Source organism: Sphingobacterium sp. UGAL515B_05 (genome assembly GCF_033097525.1).
GTDB lineage: Bacteria > Bacteroidota > Bacteroidia > Sphingobacteriales > Sphingobacteriaceae > Sphingobacterium.
The window spans coordinates 5,139,956-5,161,078 of sequence record NZ_CP109907.1 but is presented as its reverse complement, the minus strand read 5'-3'; the positions used below and the strand labels follow the sequence as shown (position 1 = coordinate 5,161,078).

Sequence of the window (21,123 nt, the reverse complement as noted above, 5' to 3'; positions counted from 1 at the left end):
ACAGTAAGGGACGTATCAACTAACCAAAAAATTATGAATGGTTTATTTCATTCTATGGGAGGCCGGTTCTTCAACTTACAACAAAGTAAGCAAAAGCTCCCCTCCTATGCACAATCCCTAAGGGTGCTCACCATGTGCGTTTCCCTTTTTGCCGCCAGCACGGTAGTTCACGCACAGGATATTAATCTATCAGCCAAAAACGAATCGCTGGAAAAAGTAATTAAAAAACTCAGGGCACAGACCGATTATGCAATCATGGCTTCCTCTTCAATTCTCGCCAGGACAAGGCCTGTAACCGTAAACCTGAAAGGAGTATCCATCGACCAGGCTATGCGGGAGATATTTAAGAACCAACCGGAGCAACTGGATTATGAGATCAAAGGAAAAAACATCATCATACATCAAAGGCCTAATCCGGAAAATAATCCTGGCAAAAAGGCAGAACAACCGGCAAAGAAATCAGGCAGGGTATTGGACCAGGCAGGAAACCCTATTGCTGGGGCTACGGTAACTTCTTCTACTGGTGGACAGGCAACCAGTACCACCGGGTCAGGCGCTTTTGACATTGTGGTTCACGACGGAGATCACCTGATCATTAAAATGCTGGGCTATCAACCACAGGAAATTACGGTAAATGGCAACATTGGGGATATTCACCTCCTTCCTATTAACATCGTTATGGAGACTGCTGATGTGATCAATACCGGATATCAATCTATACCTAAAGAGCGAGCTACTGGATCGTTTTCCACCGTAAGTAATGAGTTATTGAATCAGCAGGTCAGCACGGACATTATGTCCAGGTTACCCAACATTGCCAACAGCGTGATGATGGATCAGAGCGGTTATACCGGCCAAATTATGGTCCGCGGGCTTAGTACCATTAGCGGACCGAAAAATCCTTTGATCGTGGTTGATAATTTCCCATATGAAGGCGATCTCAATAATATCAACCCAAATATTGTAGAGAACATAACCATCCTTAAAGATGCTTCTGCCTCCAGTATTTGGGGCGCCAGGGCCGCAAATGGGGTTATAGTCATTACCACGAAAAAAGCGCAATTCAATCATCCTATTAATATTGACTTCAATTCATCTTTAACAGTTTCCGGAAAACCAGATTTGAACTACATCCGTCAAATGTCTTCTTCTGATTTTATTGATGTGGAACAGGAGCTTTTCAAGATCGGATTTTACAATAGCAAAATAAATTCAAAAAATAAGCCATTACTCAGTCCAGTGGTTGATTATTTAAATAAAGCCGCTAAAGGAATTATTACACCCGAAGAAGCCAATAACGCTATCAATAACTTGCGTGACGTGGATGTCCGTGATCAGTTTGACCAGTACATGTACAAACCCGCTGTCAAACAACAATATTACCTTAGTGCCCAAGGCGGATCAGAAAAATTCTCATGGCTATCGGCTGTAGGATATGATCATAATAAAGAAACACTTGGGGAATCTTATAGGCGAATGAATATACGATTCCAAAACACCTTCCGCCCTTTAAGTAAATTGACTATAGCAACCAATTTATATTATACCTATACCGCAAATAATTCGGGAAGAACAGGATATAAATCGATTGCTACGCTCTTTCCTTATACCCGAATGGCCGATGACCAGGGCAATCCGCTTCCTGTAGGAAGAAACTGGAACCAGACATATATCCAAACCGCGGGTGATGGCAAACTCCTGGACTGGAATTATTACCCATTAACGGACTGGCAGCATCAGACAACGAATACTGCTGCATCTAATATACTAACCAGCATTGGACTCAAATATGCAATCACGGAAGGATTAGCCGCGTCCTTAGATTACCAATATGAACGGGAATCCGGCTTTTCTACAGCTTTAGCAGATGAAAACAGCTATTCGACAAGAGATTATATTAACCGATTCACGCAGATAGTGAATGGAGTACCGGTATATATTGTGCCCAAAGGCGGAATACTCGACAAAACTAACAGGATAAATAATGTACATAACTTTCGCGGACAGCTTGGTTATGATAAGACATTTGGGGCACACAATGTAAATGTTATCATCGGGGCCGAAATGCGTACCAACAAAAATGATGGAAATAATGCTAAATATTATGGTTATGATCCCAACAACCTTACTACAGGTAATGTAGATTATACCAAAACTTATCCAAATTTTATTACAGGTGGTAATTCAACCATTATTAACGGAAATACATTAACCCAAACAGACAGGCGATTTGTATCTCAATTTGCGAACGCAGCATATACCCTGAATAATAAATATATACTATCGGCCAGCCTTCGGAGAGACGGCAGTAACCTTTTCGGGTTAAAAACAAATGATCAATGGAACCCTTTTTGGTCAGCAGGTTTATCCTGGAAAATATCCAAGGAAGCATTCTACCACTCTGAATTACTTCCATATATAAACTTAAGGGCGACCTATGGCTATAGCGGCAATATCAATCCAGCTATGGTTGCTGTAAATACTATGAGGTTCCTTCCAAGCCCATCTCCTTATACCGGCACCAGGACAGCATTGTTTAACAACTATTATAACCCTGAACTCCGATGGGAAACCTCAAAAATGTTCAATTTAGGGGTAGATTTTCAATCGAAAAATAATCGGCTATCCGGAACGCTGGAGTATTACCATAAAAAGGGGGTTAACCTTTTTGGCACCTCTCAAATTGATTATACCACAGGTGTTCCTACCTCAATTCTAAGAAACGTAGCGAGTATGAAAGGCAGCGGAATGGACATCATGATAAAAAGCCTGAATATCAATCATACCTTTAAGTGGAACACAATCTTTAATTTTTCAGTATATAAGGATCAGATCGTCGCCTACAATGTCAACAGAACATTAGCCAGTTCTTATATAAGCACCAATACGCCACCTGTATCTGGCGTAGCCGGCCATCCGGTCTACACAATATATGCCTATAAATGGGCAGGTCTCGATCCTGAAACAGGTGCTCCAAGGGGATACCTTAATGATCAGATCAGTAAGGATTATGCAAGCATTGTCGGGGAAGGTACTAAAGTCGAGGGATTGCAATACTTCGGGTCGGCCATTCCAACAAAGTTTGGTTCTATGATCAACTCTTTTGCTTATAAGAATATCAGTCTTCAAGTGGGCATCTCATACAAATTTGGATACTGGTTCAGAAGAAGCTCCATCAATTATACCGAATTATTCAATAACTGGCGCAACCACTCCGATTATGCATTGAGATGGAAAAATCCCGGTGATGAATTATTGACGAATGTACCTTCCATAGATTTTAAAACCAATAGCAGCCGTGACCAGCTCTATGACGGCTCCAGCGTCCTGGTTGAAAAGGGAGATCACATTCGCCTGCAATACATCAATCTGGCCTATACATTTAATCATATCCGAAATATCAGATCGTTCCAGCTATTTCTGAACGCCAGTAACCTTGGCCTGATCTGGAAAGCAAATAAAGCCGGAATTGACCCGGATTTTAATATAAACCTGAGTGGATTTGTAACACCTGCAAATTATAATTTGGGAATTCGTGCACAATTTTAATTTGACTACCATGAAAAAAATATGTACCTGCATACTCGTTTCTACATTAAGTTGCCTTCTATTTTCCTGCGAAAAGTTTCTCGATAAAAAGTCGGATATGCAACTGGCCACTCCAGCAACAATTACCGACCTGAAGGCATTATTATATAACATCCCGATGTTTCAGGGCTTCGCAGATGCAGGGGAAATGAGCAGTAATGATTTTTATATCACTGACGAGGATTTAAACAGCCTGTATTATGAAAGCAATAAAAGGCTTTATTCCTGGCAACCGGATCATGTTTCCATGGATGCAGAGTCCGGTGCCAATAACTGGATGAATTGTTACCAGCCGGTTTATGTCTGCAATTCCGTATTGCAATCCCTTAAGGATAATAACCTTAGTGGCCCGGAAGCTGATGATATTAAGGGGCAGGCTTTAGTGTTAAGAGCAGCCCGATTCCTGGATGGGGTTCAAATATGGGCACCTGTATATAACCCCTTAACTGCATATACCGATTTAGGTATGGTCTTGCGCCTGGACCCGGACATGAATATCCCTTCTAAACGGGCAACAGTACAACAAACATACGACCAGATCATCAATGATCTATCAGAGGCTATCCCCTTGCTAGGAACGTCAGCCTCATCATCAAATATACCTACTAAGGCATCTGCGTACGGCTTGCTGGCCCGGACATATCTTATTATGGGCAATTATGAACTGGCCAAAAAAAATGCAGAAGCAGTATTACAATTTAATGATCGCCTGATCAATTTTAATGACCTCAATCCTGCAGCAGCGTTTCCAGTACCCGGTACTCGGCTTTATGCACCTGATGAGCTAACCTTACTGACCACCATGTCTATTTCCGAACTGGATATGACGTCAATGATCAGGGTAAATCCTGAACTGTATAACCTCTATCCCGAAAATGATTTAAGAAAGGTACTCTACTTCAATTTAAAACAGGATGGATCTTATGTGTTTAAAGGTGCGCATACCAGCTATCAGTTCTGCACTGGAGTAACCACCGCAGAAGTAATGCTGATCATTGCCGAATGTAATGCAAGGGCCGGTAAACTTATCGAAGCCGCAAATGCCCTGGACAAGCTTGGTGTAAAGAGATGGAAAACGGGAACTTTTATTCCATTTGCCTTTACCGATAAAGATCAGGCTTTACAAATTATACTGGAGGAAAGACGAAGGGAACTCGCCTTTAGGGGGCTTCGCTGGTCCGATCTTAAAAGATTGAACAGGGATGGCGCAAATATTACCTTAACCAGGACCATTAACGGAAAGGTATACACTTTACCTCCCAATGATAAACGATATGCGATTGCCCTGCCAGAAGATATCGTAGACATTGCAAATATCCCGCAAAATCCCAGATAATTTGAAACTCAATGTCAAACTAAAACATACCACAAGATGAAAATATCAAGTATCATATTGCTTTTGTATATATGCTTATTCTGCCATCATATACCCCTCTATGCCCAAACCAGAGAAGGCAATACCGAAATTAAACCATTAAAAATCGGGGAAACTATTCCAGACGAACTTTGGAAACTCCCGCTAAAAGTAGTTAATGATCCAACAGGTAAAAAAGAAGTTACCCTGGAGCAATATAAGGGGAAATTAATTCTTCTGGACTTTTGGGGGACTTTTTGTACCTCGTGTATTGCAGGATTTCCAAAAATGAAGAAAATTCAGGAAGATAACAGTGATAAACTTAAAATATTAGCCATTTCTGCTGAGCAAAAAGAACGCATAGCCAAATTCTTTAATTCAGCAGTGGGTAAAGAATATACATACATCAATTCAACGTATGGAGATACCAAACTGGATAAGTACTTTCCCCATCAAACTATCCCCCATACGGTGTGGATTTCTCGTGATGGAAAATATGTAGTACCTACAAACACATATGAAGTTACACAGGAAAATATTGATGCAATATATCGTAATCAGCCCAGTACAATGCTGAAAAAGGTCGATATAAAACAAAAAATGCCCCTATTACTTTCTGATAATTTTTATATAAACAATAATTTAAATCTAGGGTTTTATTCACTGTTCTTTCAGGGATATTACCCTGGCTATCCTACCGGTAGCAATTTTAAAAGAACAAAAGATAGAAAAAAAGTCTTTGGCAGACAGATGACGAATATGAAATTAAATGCAATTGTTCGTGCAGTTGCAAGCCAATTATTTACTGAAAACAAGGAACATTTTTCAGAGAAAAGGATCATATTGAATACAACCAATCCATACCTAATCGATACCAAACTAAATTTTGAGGATCAACTGCCCAATAAACAATATTACAGTTATGAACTCATTGTTCCTGAGGAAAAGGCGGATTCGTTGTACACTTATATGCTAGCGGATTTAAACCGGTACCTGGATGTGACATTGAGCCTAAGAAAACAGATGACCGACTGTTTAGTATTGGTCAGGACTTCCAAACTGGATAAATTCAAATCTAAGGGTAATTCCTCTGGCAGAAATTTTTCGGTAGATCAAGGAAAACTTTCCGTGAAAGATGAACCTTTAGTAAATCTCGTAAGTCTTTTAAACGACATTCCTCTATCCAAACTTCCGGTAATTGACGAAACAGGCTACACAAATAATATTGATCTAACATTAACCGGTATTAACAATCTTGAAGAGCTGCGCAAAAGTTTGGCGCAATACGATCTGGATTTGCAAGAAGCAAAAAGAGATCTGCTGATGTTTTTGGTGACAGATAAAAAATAAGGGGGAAATCCCCCCTTATCCTTTTTTTGTATCTGAAACTTATTGTCGGTTCCTGTCAGTGATTAACAGAACATTGGAGTTGCTTTGCCCGTTTAACATGCTGGACAAATCAGCGGCATCGTCTGCAGTGATTTCACATGGTTTGTTATTATACGAACCACACGTTGGATTATCGGAGGGCCCTTCAGACCAATTGGCAGTATTAGCAAATGCACCGGGAGCAGTGCTTTCACTGGTGTAATGGTAAACAGTAGATGAAGTTTTTACTTCAGGTTTTGCTTTTGCTTCGGTTTTTGTTTCAGGAGTACCTGCAAAAGAGAATGCGGAGGCCAGCATTAAAGCGGCCGCGGAGAAAATTACTTTTTTCATAAAAATTGTTTTTGAAATTAAGAATAAATGAAAGGCTCCGGCCAATCCAAAAGAGAATTGGTTTTTCGGGTTAAGAATAGTGCCTACTCTATTTACAGGTTTTCGGCTCCGCCTGTCTCCAGACACTCATAAATGTATTTTATTTCTCACTATTGTTATTTATTGGTTAATGCGCATCTGGGTCATTAGCATTTTGTTAACTTTGGTTTACTCCTTCAACTGTTGCGATGCAGTCGAACTGAGACAACCCCCTATCATTAATAAACCTTTTAAATCTGTTTATGATGATCCACAATTCTCTAACACGAGGGCGGCAACTTATATTGGTAACTACCAGGTAAGGATAAAAGCCTTGGGAACTTTTATTCCTACCATTTCGATTAAAATGGAAGCAGCAAAATCTACTGCTTCCCATTTCAGATCAATGCTACTTAGGACAGTTAAAAATATAAGTACTGTTCGTGGTAGAACCGGTTGTAGGATGCGAGGTTTCAGTGCTCTTTGCACCGTCTTTCGATTTAACTCCATCGAACGTAAAAACTGTTCTGGTTACCAATACAACTTGATTTTTTGTTGTGTTCATAATGTGTTTTTTAAGGTTTCTGATATAAAATTACTACCCATCTGAAGCCTATTTCCGATAAATTGACGAATACCCCATTTAGCCTACATGAAAGTCCATTTTAGCCCTACGTTAACAAAAATATCTATGGTAAAAGCTTCGAAAATAAAGCCGATCTGGGGCCATGTTATTCCAATAATGCTATTGGTTTTGATAGAAATGTCCACAAAGCTCCAATCTTTAAAAATTTCGGATCTCGGTATTTACATCGTTTATTATGTATTTGATATTGCTTACTTCTACCTGGTTACCCTTGGATACATGCCTTTTATCATTGGTCTGTTCCGAAATAACCGGTTTGTGCAGCAATTATTTGCCGCGTTTGCTGTACCTTTTTATGGCATACTGATCCTGTTATATTCTGCTTTATATACTCTACTAATAAATGGGAAAGCCACCTTCTTCCTGGATTTTGAAACACTACAAAGAAGTTCAATGCGGGGCATTCTAATTTCAGCGTTAGCCTATGCAGTTGCATATGCCAGAGCGAAAATCAAGGCCGATCAGAAAACCTTGCAGCTGGAGAATAATCTACTTCACCTGCAGACTGATCCGCATCTGATCAATAATGTTTTAGGCTATGTCTGTGAACGCGTCGAAGAATATTCCAAAGAGGATGCAAAAGCTATTGTTTTACTGTCTGAGCTAACCTCTGACGGTTTAAATCATGGTGATGTAGCGGGTAAAATCCTTTTAAAAGATGAGATCGCCTATATACGTAAGTATCTTATACTTGAGGCGCTTTATCGGGAAAAAGAACCTTTCAACAAGATTGTTGTACATGTTGAGGGGTATGAGGAACTATTGATCCCTCCAAAATTACTGCTTGAACCGGTAGTTAACTTATTGAAGTATGCTGACCTGAATGATACGGTTGATCCCGCGATGATTGACATTAAGGTACAAGATAGCATTCTATATATGGAGACGTATAATAGAAAAGGACAAAGAAAACCGAACAGCAGTAATCGAATCGGAATCAACAATCTTCAAAAAAGACTCGATCTGAATTACCGCAACAAGCATGTATTAAAAATAGAAGACCATGCATTTACCTATCGATTAAGCTTAGCCATTGAACTATGTTAAATTGTTATATAATAGATGATACTCCTTCAGTAATCAGGCAACTGAAGAAATTTATTGATCAAACCTCAATACTTCATTTTACCGGTGCGACTGAATCCGGTGAAGAGGCATTACACATGATGCAAAAATTAAAATCCAAGGTAGATTTGATTTTTTTAGATATAGAATTACCGGATATCTCCGGTTTAACCTTACTGGATAGTTTATCGAAAGACTACATTATCATCCTGGTCAGTGGACACCGGCACTTTGCAGAAGAGGCATTTATAAAAGGCGCTGCTGGTTACTTATTTAAGCCCTTAAGCTATGATCGCTTCCTGGCCGCAGTTAACAAAGCAAAACAAATGGCTGGTACAAAGGAAAGAACCGTGCTCCGTCCCCCTAAATACATATATTTACCTGGTGGTGGCCGGGAGGTAAGAATAACTATTTTGACTGCATCAATTACTTTTATTCAGGCTTCAGGTAGTTTCTGTTCCATATTTTTTGACGACGCACCTCCTTTCCATTGCTCTTTGAGTTTGAAACACTTAAGTGAGGTATTGAGCCCTCCGGCATTTATACAGGTAAACCGGTCTGTAATCGTAAATAAAAGTAAGATCATCCGTTATGATGCAAATGATGTATTCCTGGACGAAAAAAAGCTAATATTTGCTATTACAGACAAGTTTAAAGACGACTTTATTAGATCATTGACTTCAGATGGTTATACGTTTTGAACCTATGATTAAGGTTCTTTTCAACCAGGTCTAATAAACTAAAAATGATTAATTCATGACTTCTTTGGTAACTGGAAAACAGACGGTTAATATGCATATGCATCAGGTCAGTTACCATCGGGGCCTGTCTTCTTTCGGGACAATTAGAAACTATATTCTGTACGGATAAACAAAAATCTATTTCAGACTGATGAATATCATCCAGTGCTCCAAGAAGGTATTCTTTTTGTTCCTGAAAGTATCGTCGGACTTTGCGAAATTGAACTGTTCCTAATTGGTGCTCTCTTTCAAACAACTGGCGGATATGGCCCATCCACTGTACCCATCTTGTCGATGAAATAGATCCTTGATTTTTGAGCAGTAAAAACAACCTTAGGCAATGAGCATATTTATATATATCATCTGCACCCTTTTGAAGCAATTTAACGACAATTGTACTATCCAGGTAAAAATGTTGTTCTACTCTTTCCATTCCTACGATTCCATATCGCTCCAGTTCGCGGTTATAGCCATTAATGGAGATGTCGCTGATGATACCACTGCTGATCTTGGGATCAAGTATGGTATAAAGGTTATCTAAAAATGATAAACGGAAATCTTTTTTAACCTGTGATCGGAACCGGATATGGTTACCTTTTTCGTTATAGCGAATAAAAAACCACTTTTCTACAAAAGGGCGTGCTTTTTTAACTGTTTGCTCGAGTAAAAGAATAATCTCATCGCTTTTGCCTGGAGCACAATAAATTTCAAGGTACAACCAATCCTGTATTGGAAGGAAAGTCCGCTTTTCGGTAAAAGGTACATCTATAGGGCTGCTGGCTTTATACAGCTCATTTTTATGGAACAAGGGAATGGATAGTTGGTTATTAAAGGCCATTCCATTACCATCTCTAATCAATGGCGCTGTTGGAATGGCAACATTTTCCAAAAATAAACTGCCTGCCTTCTTAATTTCCCGGATTAACATGTTGCATTGAAGGGGATCATTTAAATCAAAAACGATACTCTCTTCGTTTCTTGGAATTTTTACAATAGGGCCAATGTTAAATGCTAAAAGGTGAGATTTTAAACTTCTTATATGGTCTTCTGAAAGAAGGTTCTCCAGTTCTGATTTAGATACGCTTACCTTTGGATTACTGACTATAATATTTCGGAATTGTACCTGGGGGTAATATTTTTTACCTTTTACCAGTTCAGGAAAATTAAAGGACAGATCCCCAATTATTCCATGAAAAGATAAATCATACAAAAACCTGAATACAGGTAGTTTCGATCTCCGGTAATTATAGGCCGATGCCATCCTGGGAATCAATCTCTTTCCAAACTTTTTGGACCTAAGCACTATCTCCGAACCTGATACTGTTACATAAAGATCGTCAAGGGTTATAGGTTCTTTGTTACCAGGATAGTTGAGGATATTGAGCTCCTGGCTGTATAACTTAGCCCTCCTGTTTACATTATCTACATTTAATTCCGCATTATAGCTGATGTCAAAAAACAGTACTTCAGGATTTGAGGTTTCTTCGAGGCAGGCGATTTCCTGGCATAGGCTGCGAATTCCCTCACTGCAGATCGTGAACCTTCCGGCAAGTTGGGTATAAGAATGACCTCCAATCCGGTCAAAGAAGACCATTCCGTCATTAATAGAACAAAAAAGTGATACACTATTGGCCAGAACCGGACCTTGAGGATCACTTAGGTTGTCTTTTAGTTCATCAATTCTAATAGTTTGCCCTACTTGATATTCTTGGTCATTGGCGAGGTTTAAATATTGTAACAGCGGATTTTCTTGTGAAGATTGTTCTTCTATTTGTAGTTCCTTAATGAGGTCACCAATTGCATTATTATAGAAGTTCCCATAGCCTATACCAATGTCCGGGTCGATTGCCTGCATCAAAGAAACTGTTTGACGGTCAAATCGTTTTGTAAATTGCTCCATAAAGGAAAGCATATTCGGACTTGTGGTACTACCCTGTAAACCCGCGCGGAGTATTTTTATTAAATCAGGAATGTGGCGGAAATACGTGGAGGAAACTTCTAATGGATCTTGGAATTCACTAACCTGGTATTTTATTGGATTTGACGCCGAATGGCCAATCCTGGTGAAGTAATCCTCCCCGATCAAATTAGGATCATTTTCGGAAATAAGTAAACCACAATCTATTAAGGGCTGAATATATGGTTCTGCAAACGGTAATAAGTTGCATAGTTCACCGTATGATAATGGGGACTGAAGTTCCTTAAGAATACCTTCAACGGTGGAATCGAAGGCAATCTCTGCTAGCTCAAATGTCTCTCCTTTCCGCTTTACATAGCGTAAGCAATCCTCAACTTTGTAATAAGAGCTATTCGCAAAAAGTTTATGGTTTACCAGATTATTATCTGATTGAACATTCTGCATCTCCTGCCAGCTGATCAATTCATGAAGACTTCTTTTATAGTTTAAAACATTCTCCCTCTGCTTTTCATTAACGACATTAATAATTCCAACGGATGCAAAGGTGCCGTAAGGAGTACACCTGAATTTTGCCCGATTGAAGTACTTTACAATTGTTGATTGTATATTTTCTGGTTGTTCGGCAATCTCATCATATTTTAAGGTTTTGATTAAGCTAAAAAAATCTGGTGCAGATTGTTGAATGGATTCCTTCAACGGTACCCAATATTCTTTCATGGTTGCTTCCATAGGAAATTGCGGAACCCTGACTATTGCTTTTGAATAAGGCTTCATACTTTTTTGATATTAAAGTAGAAGGATAATTCAATTTTAATTTACTAATCCGATGAAATATTGTTTTGGTAATATGAATTAAGCTTTTAGCGATTTTAAAGTCAAAACAAAAGCGGAAGCAAGAATGCTTCCGCCCTGTTTCATTTACTCATTAATCCAAGAGTACTTTTATTTCAACAAGTAATTTAAATGGTCAATTATATATTACTTTCTTTTCAATGAAACCGACTTAAAAAATTTATCCTTTTCTAAATCATGTAGTTCATCATCCATATACCATACATCTAAAATGTAAAGTGAATTTCCTAATAATAGTAATTTCGCGAACCGCTTATTGCTTTCTGCCATGGTAAGATCTGAAGTAGCATACACAATATCAACTCCGAAATCATTATATCCTAGCCTCAGGGTCTCCTTTGAAATTAGATAGTGAAATGGTTGATTTACTTTTGAATCAATTACCCAGTTTAAGGTAGAATTAGCCCAGGATTCTCGCGTACTATCTGATGCCAATAAATATCCGTAATAGTCGTCAATTATACTGTCTCTTATACTTAAACTGAAATAACAACCACCTTGTTGACAAATATATCGCTCTAATCCCTGTTCAGTTAAGGGAAAATGGATAGGTTTTTTCGGAAATGATAATTCTAATACACTATCAATATTTTTTTTATGCCACTTTAGCGCATTTGCATTAAAGGAAATGACGACGAACAAAACAATCCCCAATATCTTAGATATAATTTTGCAACATTTAGGACAATTTATCTTCATATACTTTTTTAATTCTCCAATAATCTATATTTATGTTTTGCTTCGTTCCAATTTCTGAGTAAACGTTGACCAATTTTAGTTCTAATTCAACTTCTCCAAAATGATTTAGGATTTAATTTAATTGTCTTCTCCTTCAAATGGGGACCTCCAATAATACTCTTGTTGTGGCAACTCTATATCGCCTGAAAGTTCATTTTGATATAAGACTATACCCTCTTGTATTAATCTATTCATTACAGCATGTTTAGTCTTGACATCCAGTTCTCTAATTAGAATATTGGAGCCTGGATAAATATATTTGTCATAAAACATTTTTCTATCCATTTTATTTATGAACCTGTAAATAGCTTCATCCACAATATAAAATCGTAAATTTTTAAACTCTTTTTTTGAAAGTTTAATAACGGTTGGAATTTTCGATACTGGAATGCCCTTATATCTACTGTTCAATATCCAATTGTCGGTTCCAATAACTGCCATCTTCTTTTTTGAGAAGAACCCATTCTTTTTTACATAAACTGTTAGAAAGCTTATTGATAATTGACTCCGGTCTTTATATGCATTATCAATAAACTCTTTATACATTCTATCATTTTTGAAATGATAGAAACCAAATTCGTTCGCCAGCCCATGATCTAATTTTTCCTGGGAATAACTCTGCCATGATAAGCATAAAATAAAAATTAGTGAAATTATTTTTGTCATAATCTATAGTCTTTAGGGTCAATTAAATTTTCTTTTGGAATTTCTGAACCATGCTTAGTTCTTAACGGTTTACCCATTGCAGCTCGGATTATATTCTGAAAATTAACTGCATCAACTTCTTCACAATTGGGGCCGGGATTTTCAGCCGTGCCACTTCTTTCAGCTAAATTCTCATCCTGGGTTCCTTTTATATTGTCATTCCAATCATGCTTGAATTCGTGGCCAATTATCTCTTCTGGTGAATTGTCCTTTATACCTGAGTTAGGCCTTGATACATCATATTCGGGAACAAATTTGATCATTCCCCCACCTGGAATATTTTCACTTGGAATGTATCTTGAACCTTGTCCTCTATCTTTAAATACATCCATGTGTTTGTCACCTTTCATCCATTCTTTTACAGGAATAAGATTTGTTACAATATGGGGAATTGGAGTACCATCTGCAGATTTATGATTTTCCATATCGCTATAAACCTGGTCAACTCTTTTATCTAATTTTCTACCATTTGTCATTGCTTTAGCGGTACTTAAAATATATTTATCATTCCCTTTATACGCTGTCCCATCAGTATTTGTCAATTTACCTTTGTCATAAATCACTCTTTCTGTTATTTCAACACGTCCTTGTTCGTTGAAACGAGCTGACCAGATTTCAACCCTTCTTCCATCTGGATCTACATATTTAACAGGATTATTTGCAACATATACAAAAGGACTAATTCCAAAATATTTATCAGCTAAAGGATCTATTCCTTTCCATCTTGCAATTTGTGGATCATATTGTCTTGCACCATACTCATAAGTTTGCAGTCCAAATGAGTTCTCTAACTCCTTTCCATTATATTTAAACGGTTGGTTTGGTAACGCTGGATTGTTATTGGTTTCACTAAGCGTTAACCCAAATGGGTAGTAGTGATTTTCATCCAGGACTTCCCCGTTGTAATGCGATACTTGTACATTATCAAACCATACGTCGGTACCAATGCTATTGTTATCTACAAAGACTACTACATAGCCTGGTTCTGTCATAGGGGTTGGGCTTACACTCATGTTATTGAACTGGCCCGGTGTTACGGTAACCCCCAGCTTGCCGCTGATACCCGGAATCAACCTTAATCCAGCATCAAAGAACAGATAGTTCAATCCTGCCTTAGGACCCGCAATAGTATGCTGCAGATCCATCTGGCTCTGGATAAAGTTAAGGGTTTCCTGGCTACTTAGCGCCTGGTTAATCATATCTATATTTTCCCCGGATTCACTCACCGGCATGCCGCCTACCGTACCGCCGGTCAGGGCAGAAAGTAAGGAGTTCACTATTTCAGCGGCCTGTGGGGTCTCACTGGTTTCCGTTTCATCACTTTCATAATAGCTATCGGCAGCAAAGGTAAATTTATCACCTGGCATTACCCGTAACATGATAGCAGTACCTATTCGCTTATGAGGGTCATTTGCAATAAGGTGCGCTGCTTTGAGGTCTCCGGGATTAATACTGCCTGGTTTATCATCGCGTACCAATGCTATATTGTCAAAGATTAGTTGCTCGCTGCCTGCTGTAGCAATTTCATGTTGGGCAAGATATTGTTGGTTGATCGGCTGGGCACTGATGGTGCTGCGCACATTACCTAAATGGTCTTTGATAAAGTAATCGTACACAAATTTGGTTTGTCCGCTTTGCGCACCTGTGGTGACTACTTCCGGCCTGCTGCGCCCTTCTTCATTAAGGATATACTGCAGCACATTGTCTTTGTACACAAAGTTGCCTATATAATCCCACACCTCTGTGGTATTAGCGGCATCATCCTGCACTATTTTGCGCAGGCGATTACCAGCTGCATCATACATATAGCTGATATTTCCTTTGCCGTTTACATTTATTTTGGCCGGTTTATTCAGGTAGTTATAGGTAATGCTGATGCCTTTGTTCTCATCTGCAATGAGGTTGCCATTATCATCATAAGTATATTCTACGCCCAGGTCAGAGCCATCTTTAAAGTCTGGCAGGGTACCTGTAGCAGATGCAGATACATTATCCTTTACTTTGATGAGCTGGTTGCCGTTGTTACTATAGGTATAGCTCAGCTTATCCATATCGATCGGGCCGGTTGTATTGCCGCGTTGATTCATGGTGAGTATATTACCCCTGTCATCATAGGTAATAGCCGATGCGGTATAGTCTTTATGGGCATTGCTCCAGGCACCGCCTTGCGACAGCTCTCTAAATTCGGCATGGTTAAGTCGGCTCAGTTTATCGTAAGTATAGCCATAAGCATTATTGCCACCCGATCCTAAAGAATCATAATACTTCCAGGTAATACCGGCGATATTACCATTGTACAGTTTATTGGCAAAACCATCGTCATAATGCAGGGTTTCGTTAAAGAAATTGACATCATGATTGGTCGATTTGCGGGCCTGTATATGGTTGAGCCATCCCCGGATATTATACTCATGCAGGATATCGGTGGTGGTATATTGTTTGATTACCGGCTGGCCCAGGTGGTTGTAATCATAATAGGCCAGGTTAAACGGGGTACCATCATTAATACTCTGCTGTATGCTCCATACCAGGTCATTACCTCCATCTATTGTAAAATTGCGTTTGTATGTTTTATCCAGCTTAATATTGGTCAGGGCTGCTGTAGCACCCGGCTGGGCCAGTGCGGCAGGATTCTGATGCCATGTAGCCGTACGGTAAGGCATACCCTGGAAATAAAACAGGCTTCCGGTCCGGTCAATACCACCTTTAAGATTGGTTTGTGCCCCTTGTATGGCATGGCCTTTGGCATCGTAATATTGTACGGAAGTAATCCAGTCACTGCTATTCGGATTGGCCGGGTCCAGAACCCGCAGCTTAGTACCGGTAAGCATTCCTCTAACTGAAGTAGTTAACCCTGAGGGCACAACACTATTATCACCTGCTGGCATAGCCGGAAATTTGTTCCCATCATAAGACAGGCTGGTCAGCTCATCATAATTATCGTAATAGGCGTAGCTCAGGATATAGGTATTGTTGATACTGGCCGGATAGGTATGGAACAGATCATTTTGTGCTGCATAATACCTCCAGTCGGGTGCCGAATAGGTTCCTGGTGCAATTGTATAAGCCGCCACGGTGGCCCTGCTTTCTGAACTGCTCACCAGGCCGGTCATTACCGGGCGGTTCAGTGCATCGTAAACGGTCAGCATCCATTTGTTCTGGTTGCGCAGGTTGCCGTCCTGACTCAGCACCAGGCGATCGCGCTGGTCGTAGACCATATACTCTACTGCCTTACCCGGTATTTTCTTTTCGATCAGGCGGCCACGATCATCATACAAGTAAGTATAACAGAGACCATTTACAATGTCGCTGGTGGGCACCGTCCAGTTGTAGCTAAAAGTATTGGTGGTTGCAGGACCGTTGCTACTGTTGCTGATGGATAATTGCGGGGTGCTTGCGCCCGGGGGCAGTACATAGCGCAGACGACCCAGATCGTCATATACATAAAAGGTATACGTAAAATTAACCGGGAACATTTCTTTCGGTGCCAGTGCCGGGTAAGGTACACCCGATGCGGCTTTAGCCAGTTGTCGTTTGGCGATCACCCGGCCCAGCTTGTCCTTGATCTCATCAGCGATCTGCCCATCTTCATCGGTAATCCGGGTGATGTATAATTGACCATCACCATAATTACCATCATACTGCAATGCTCCGCTTCCATTAAGGCTGAAGCGCGGGAAACTACTTTTTACTACAGTATACACCGGGTTAGCTCCATTTTGTAAATAGGATTCATCGCTATTTGTTTTATAGGCCAGTTCCTTACCCCTGTTGCTGCCTACCCAGTTCTTACCGGGTGCCATCTGTTTTACCGGGCGGTTTAATGGCGAGTTGTCAAACTCGGTTACGCTATAGGGTTGCTGCCCATCTGTTGGCGGGTAGAACTGCTCTATGCGCATTTTGGCATTATACTGCAGGTTACCGTCAGAGGAGGTCTCTTGCGCGGTAAAGGGCAGGAACTGTACGCTTTCGCGACCCAGTGCATCATATACATGGTGCTGGATGATGTCATAACCATCGGCATGACCTTTGAGCTGTACAGTTTGTAAAGGTCTGCCCAGCCCGTCAAAATAGTCGGTCTGTTGGCGGTGCTTTACGCTGCTGTTGATATAAGTTGTGGGTTCGTCAGGTATTTGTACACGCACATAGTTCTTCTTCAATGTGCTGGAGAAGTTCTGTACATTATTGTAGCTGGGTAAAGCCGGTATGGTGGCCGGTGTAACCGGGATATTGCTGGTGCCGGTCTGTGCGTGGGCTATCGCTGCACTGAGTATGCTGAGACCCAGGGTAAAATATAATTTATACGGAATGTTCATTGTCTTACTGTTTAATATTGATAAAGGTGTTTTTAGTTTTGCTGGTATTTATATTCGTAGGTTTTGAGCAGGTTGTTATTTCCGTCTTTAATACGGAGCAATCTCCCCAGGCCATCATACTCATAATAGTTCATTTGGTTATTAGCATCACTTATGCTGTTAATGCCAATATTAGGCAGGTAACTGTATCCGCTTATCATAGCATCAGGGAAAGCTGTTCTTAATTGCTGTACAGCTGTCAGCAAGGCGGTCGCTGAGGAAGGATTCTCAAATGTTTGCTGTATGCCTGGGTTATTGTTCAGATAGGTCTGCAATGCAGTGTGATCGATATGATCTAAACGGGCCACCATATACCTGCCGTTATATCCCCAAAGTATGGCACCTTTTTCACCTCCACGTTTGGTGTAGCGCAATACATTCCCCGCATTATCATAGGCATCATAGGTAATTTCCGTCGTAGGTGTACTGGTTCCTTCTGCATATAATTCTGAGGCCAGCAGGATCATATTGTTCTGAAAGGTATTATAGGTCTTTTTGGATTGCTGTACCTGTTGTCCGTTTACCTGCATGGATACCTGAATGGGGTCGGAAATCATATTCCGGTTGATCATTTCCTGGAAGATCGCCGTGCCTGACTGATCGAACGGATAAGTAAATACCGATTTATATTCTTTACCATCACTGTTTACCGTAACCTGTTCGGCAGGCATTTGTTTTACCACCGGATGATAGTTTGTCTGGGTTGTTTTTTCGGTAAAGGTTGTGCCATCCTCATTATACAAGGTTTCTTTGCTGCTTCTCAAACGGGAATAGCCTTTTTTAGTATAATAGCTTTGAAGGTCAAAGAAATTCTGGTAGAGATAGATATAATGGCTCATCATACTTCCCGCCGGAATAAGTTTGTTCGGGTTTAGGAAATCTACATGTCCTTTATATTTGACGACCTTTACCTCATTTGCCGAATCAATAAAATCATATCCCATTTCACTTTTACGGACAATGGTGCCTGTGGCATTATAATCTTTTTCATCCAGCAGTAATCCCATTTTATAGGTTTCTGCATTATCCGGTGGCATAAAGGGATAATGGAAGCTCACACCACCTGAATAAATTGCAGGAGAGCTATAGTGATACACACGTTTACCATTATTCTCCTCCTCTTCCGTCACGTACTGGTAACCAATATGAGCGCCTTCCGTCATGACACCGGATTGGGATAGGTAAACCGTCTTATCCACTTTGGTATAACATTGCTGCATAATGTAGGAACCTCCCGAATGATCTACCTCCAGGTGTTGGTTCGCTTGTTCATGCCCCTGGTATTCGGTGGCAAAGGTATTGTATGCTGGCATAGCCAGGATCACTCCACTGGACAAGCTGTTATCCACCGGATTGGTATATTTATAGGTCTTTTTATTGGTCAATACGGAGAATGGATCTGTGTTTTTGATCTCTTTAATACGCGCTCCGCCAACTGGTATTTTAGTCAATACCTGTGTCATATCAGGTTGTTTGTAACTGGCTACAATAGACGCTTCATCGAACCCGCTCCCATTACATTCCGCCTCTGCCCTTAACTGGTAGGTGCCTGGCGCTAACTCTACATAATCCCAGTCACTGTAACTGCCCTCATCCTGATCTCCGGGATTGGTGTATTGAAACTGTCGCTGTTTAATTAAAGTAACGGTACTGCCGTCAATTTTATTTAAAATCATCTTAGGTTTCTTGGTCGGCCAGCATCCACTAAAGCCTGTACCCAGGTGGGCATCGAAGTAAAGCATCACACCAACAGTTGTTCCGGTCACTTGGAAGGTTTGTACATCCACCTGCCTCTGCCCACTACTATTTGCCTTTGCAAAGGCACTGATCGTTACATTGGTTTCCGGATGGATACCAAATGAAGCGATCGACTGGTTGGATACATTACTACAGTCATGCATTTCATACGTGAACTCAGAAGTGCCTCCAGTCGGATAGGTGATTTTCTTTAAAAGACCATTCAGTGAATTAGATTTAGGTTCACGATCAGCTCCATCTTTATACACTATAGTTTGCTGATATGGCGCTCCGTTATAACTTACTGTAGTATTGATCTTATGCACAAACTTTGGTACAAGGGAAAGCCCTTGAGTAGTGCCTGATCCATTGGCATAGCCCCAATGGTCAATGTCGTAAGAATTTACAGATGAAGGAATACTACCTGTATAGGTAAATGCATACACTTTACCTTCTTCGTTTGCGGGTGATTTTTCTGTCAGTTTAGAAAAAGTCAGGCGATTTGTTGCGTAATTATGGCTAAGATCCCAGGATTTAACCAGGTTTGTCCCTTCCAGCAGCTTAACCTTATCCAGTGATTGAAAACCAGACGGAACAGAAAGGTCGTCATCATCTGTACGGGTCGTAGTGTACTCAAATTCAACACTGGCTCCTTTGGATGACCTGATTGCTTTAATTCTCTTCTGATAATAAGTAAGATTCAAGCCTTGTTTTGCCGGTACACCATTATTTTCCAAGCCATAACCAGTCATATTATTGGTGGCATAGTTTTCACTTGTGGTACAATACCCCATATACATTACGGTGATATTTTCCTTTACACCTACTGAATGACTTAATTCCATATTCCTTCGGTAGCTATACGTTTCATATTCAAAATCGATATAATTACCATTTGCATCTTCGACTTTAGTCAGATACCAGCTGCTGTTGAAATTATAATTCGGCAATTCACAATAAGGATCATTATTTATGGTAGTGTGCCTTTGCGTTACTTCTGCCGCTGAAAAAGTATATTTTGTACCATCATCAGTCGTAATGATCCAGCTGGAAAAAGGGTTTACTTGAGTTCCATTACGTACATACTCAATCTTTAAGGCGTTCTGATTCTGATTGACAATATCACCATTCCAGTTGAAATGAAATTTTCCACTTAAACTACCGATGCGGTAAAAGTAATTGTCGGACTGAAAATCCAAACAGCCTCTATCTGCCTCAAATAACCTGATCAGATGACTTAAATCATTTTGAGTAGTTGTTTTCTGATTCAACTCATCTTGTGTATAATGTCCAATAGTGTACAGAAATCCTCCGGCGCCGTCATCTGGAACAGTAACTACTTCTCTTGATACCAGGCTAAGACCGCCAATGCTCCATCCAAGGCCAACATTATTGGCGATGTTGGACACGACGATTCCACCGTCACTACTATAATCAAGGGATACAGGTATACTAATACGACCGCTTGAAATGGTAGCCAGAGGAATGGAATAGTTCAGCGATCCGGTATAGAGACTAACCGGGACCTCTCCGTATTTGCCCAGCTGGGCGGCTTCAGGAGAAGGAGGAATTTTAATACTCGCAAATTCTTTTGGAGGCGTGGGTGCAGCAAACTGTGCATGACTTTTCACCGTCGGGTAAAATATGACGAGGGCAGGCAATATGCGTTTTGTGAAATTCATATAAAT

Annotated in this window: 12 protein-coding genes; 5 read left to right on the top strand and 7 right to left on the bottom strand. The window is 40.2% G+C overall.

Annotated features, from left to right (window positions below):
• Nucleotides 1-33: 33 nt before the first annotated feature.
• From OK025_RS21400 to OK025_RS21390, 3 genes are read left to right on the top strand one after another with little or no spacing between them, the layout of a single operon-like run.
• Nucleotides 34-3,549 carry a SusC/RagA family TonB-linked outer membrane protein gene (locus OK025_RS21400; protein ID WP_317666756.1) on the top strand — a complete coding sequence of 1,172 codons (3,516 nt, stop codon included), beginning with the start codon at nt 34-36 and terminating at the stop codon, nt 3,547-3,549.
• A gap of 10 nt (nt 3,550-3,559) precedes the next feature.
• Nucleotides 3,560-4,924, top strand: a complete 1,365-nt coding sequence (locus OK025_RS21395) for a RagB/SusD family nutrient uptake outer membrane protein (RefSeq protein WP_317666755.1) — start codon at nt 3,560-3,562, stop codon at nt 4,922-4,924.
• Nucleotides 4,925-4,960: 36 nt separating this feature from the next.
• Entirely contained in the window at nt 4,961-6,292 is a 1,332-nt protein-coding gene (locus tag OK025_RS21390; protein WP_317666754.1) for a TlpA disulfide reductase family protein, read from the top strand.
• Between the two features lie 39 nt (nt 6,293-6,331).
• On the opposite strand, the gene OK025_RS21385 is transcribed toward OK025_RS21390, so the two are convergent.
• Together OK025_RS21385 and OK025_RS21380 are read right to left on the bottom strand one after the other, a co-directional pair.
• The gene (locus OK025_RS21385) at nt 6,332-6,661 is read right to left on the bottom strand and encodes a hypothetical protein (protein WP_317666753.1); all 330 of its coding nucleotides are present in this window, start codon (nt 6,659-6,661) and stop codon (nt 6,332-6,334) included.
• Nucleotides 6,662-7,088: 427 nt separating this feature from the next.
• A complete protein-coding gene (locus OK025_RS21380; RefSeq protein ID WP_317666752.1) occupies nt 7,089-7,244 on the bottom strand; it encodes a hypothetical protein in 156 nt (51 codons plus the stop codon).
• Nucleotides 7,245-7,370: 126 nt separating this feature from the next.
• On the opposite strand from OK025_RS21380, the gene OK025_RS21375 reads away from it, so the two are divergent.
• Both OK025_RS21375 and OK025_RS21370 read left to right on the top strand, forming a co-directional pair.
• Nucleotides 7,371-8,372: a sensor histidine kinase gene (locus OK025_RS21375; protein ID WP_317666751.1), complete on the top strand. Its 1,002-nt coding sequence runs from the start codon at nt 7,371-7,373 to the stop codon at nt 8,370-8,372.
• The gene (locus OK025_RS21370; protein ID WP_317666750.1) at nt 8,366-9,091 is read left to right on the top strand and encodes a LytTR family DNA-binding domain-containing protein; all 726 of its coding nucleotides are present in this window, start codon (nt 8,366-8,368) and stop codon (nt 9,089-9,091) included. The genes OK025_RS21375 and OK025_RS21370 overlap by 7 nt, the downstream gene beginning before the upstream one ends.
• Here OK025_RS21370 and OK025_RS21365 read toward each other — a convergent pair.
• From OK025_RS21365 to OK025_RS21345, 5 genes are all read right to left on the bottom strand, one after another.
• On the bottom strand, nt 9,057-11,822 hold the full coding sequence (locus tag OK025_RS21365) for a thiopeptide-type bacteriocin biosynthesis protein (RefSeq protein ID WP_317666749.1): 2,766 nt from the start codon (nt 11,820-11,822) through the stop codon (nt 9,057-9,059). The genes OK025_RS21370 and OK025_RS21365 overlap by 35 nt on opposite strands.
• A gap of 204 nt (nt 11,823-12,026) precedes the next feature.
• The gene (locus OK025_RS21360) at nt 12,027-12,599 is read right to left on the bottom strand and encodes a hypothetical protein (RefSeq protein ID WP_317666748.1); all 573 of its coding nucleotides are present in this window, start codon (nt 12,597-12,599) and stop codon (nt 12,027-12,029) included.
• A 117-nt stretch (nt 12,600-12,716) separates the two neighbouring features.
• Nucleotides 12,717-13,304 (bottom strand): hypothetical protein, encoded by a 588-nt coding sequence (locus OK025_RS21355; protein WP_317666747.1) that lies wholly within the window; start codon nt 13,302-13,304, stop codon nt 12,717-12,719.
• The gene (locus OK025_RS21350) at nt 13,301-17,659 is read right to left on the bottom strand and encodes a DUF6443 domain-containing protein (protein ID WP_317666746.1); all 4,359 of its coding nucleotides are present in this window, start codon (nt 17,657-17,659) and stop codon (nt 13,301-13,303) included. Before OK025_RS21350 ends, OK025_RS21355 begins: the two co-directional genes overlap by 4 nt.
• 32 nt (nt 17,660-17,691) lie before the next feature.
• Nucleotides 17,692-21,117: a hypothetical protein gene (locus OK025_RS21345; RefSeq protein WP_317666745.1), complete on the bottom strand. Its 3,426-nt coding sequence runs from the start codon at nt 21,115-21,117 to the stop codon at nt 17,692-17,694.
• Nucleotides 21,118-21,123: the final 6 nt, after the last annotated feature.

Bases quoted from the DNA above. Each gene is read 5' to 3' on its own strand.
- OK025_RS21400 (WP_317666756.1), top strand. From the start codon at position 34: ATGAATGGTTTATTTCATTCTATGGGAGGCCGGTTCTTCAACTTACAA.
- OK025_RS21395 (WP_317666755.1), top strand. From the start codon at position 3,560: ATGAAAAAAATATGTACCTGCATACTCGTTTCTACATTAAGTTGCCTT.
- OK025_RS21390 (WP_317666754.1), top strand. From the start codon at position 4,961: ATGAAAATATCAAGTATCATATTGCTTTTGTATATATGCTTATTCTGC.
- OK025_RS21385 (WP_317666753.1), bottom strand. From the start codon at position 6,661: ATGAAAAAAGTAATTTTCTCCGCGGCCGCTTTAATGCTGGCCTCCGCA.
- OK025_RS21380 (WP_317666752.1), bottom strand. From the start codon at position 7,244: ATGAACACAACAAAAAATCAAGTTGTATTGGTAACCAGAACAGTTTTT.
- OK025_RS21375 (WP_317666751.1), top strand. From the start codon at position 7,371: ATGGTAAAAGCTTCGAAAATAAAGCCGATCTGGGGCCATGTTATTCCA.
- OK025_RS21370 (WP_317666750.1), top strand. From the start codon at position 8,366: ATGTTAAATTGTTATATAATAGATGATACTCCTTCAGTAATCAGGCAA.
- OK025_RS21365 (WP_317666749.1), bottom strand. From the start codon at position 11,822: ATGAAGCCTTATTCAAAAGCAATAGTCAGGGTTCCGCAATTTCCTATG.
- OK025_RS21360 (WP_317666748.1), bottom strand. From the start codon at position 12,599: ATGAAGATAAATTGTCCTAAATGTTGCAAAATTATATCTAAGATATTG.
- OK025_RS21355 (WP_317666747.1), bottom strand. From the start codon at position 13,304: ATGACAAAAATAATTTCACTAATTTTTATTTTATGCTTATCATGGCAG.
- OK025_RS21350 (WP_317666746.1), bottom strand. From the start codon at position 17,659: ATGAACATTCCGTATAAATTATATTTTACCCTGGGTCTCAGCATACTC.
- OK025_RS21345 (WP_317666745.1), bottom strand. From the start codon at position 21,117: ATGAATTTCACAAAACGCATATTGCCTGCCCTCGTCATATTTTACCCG.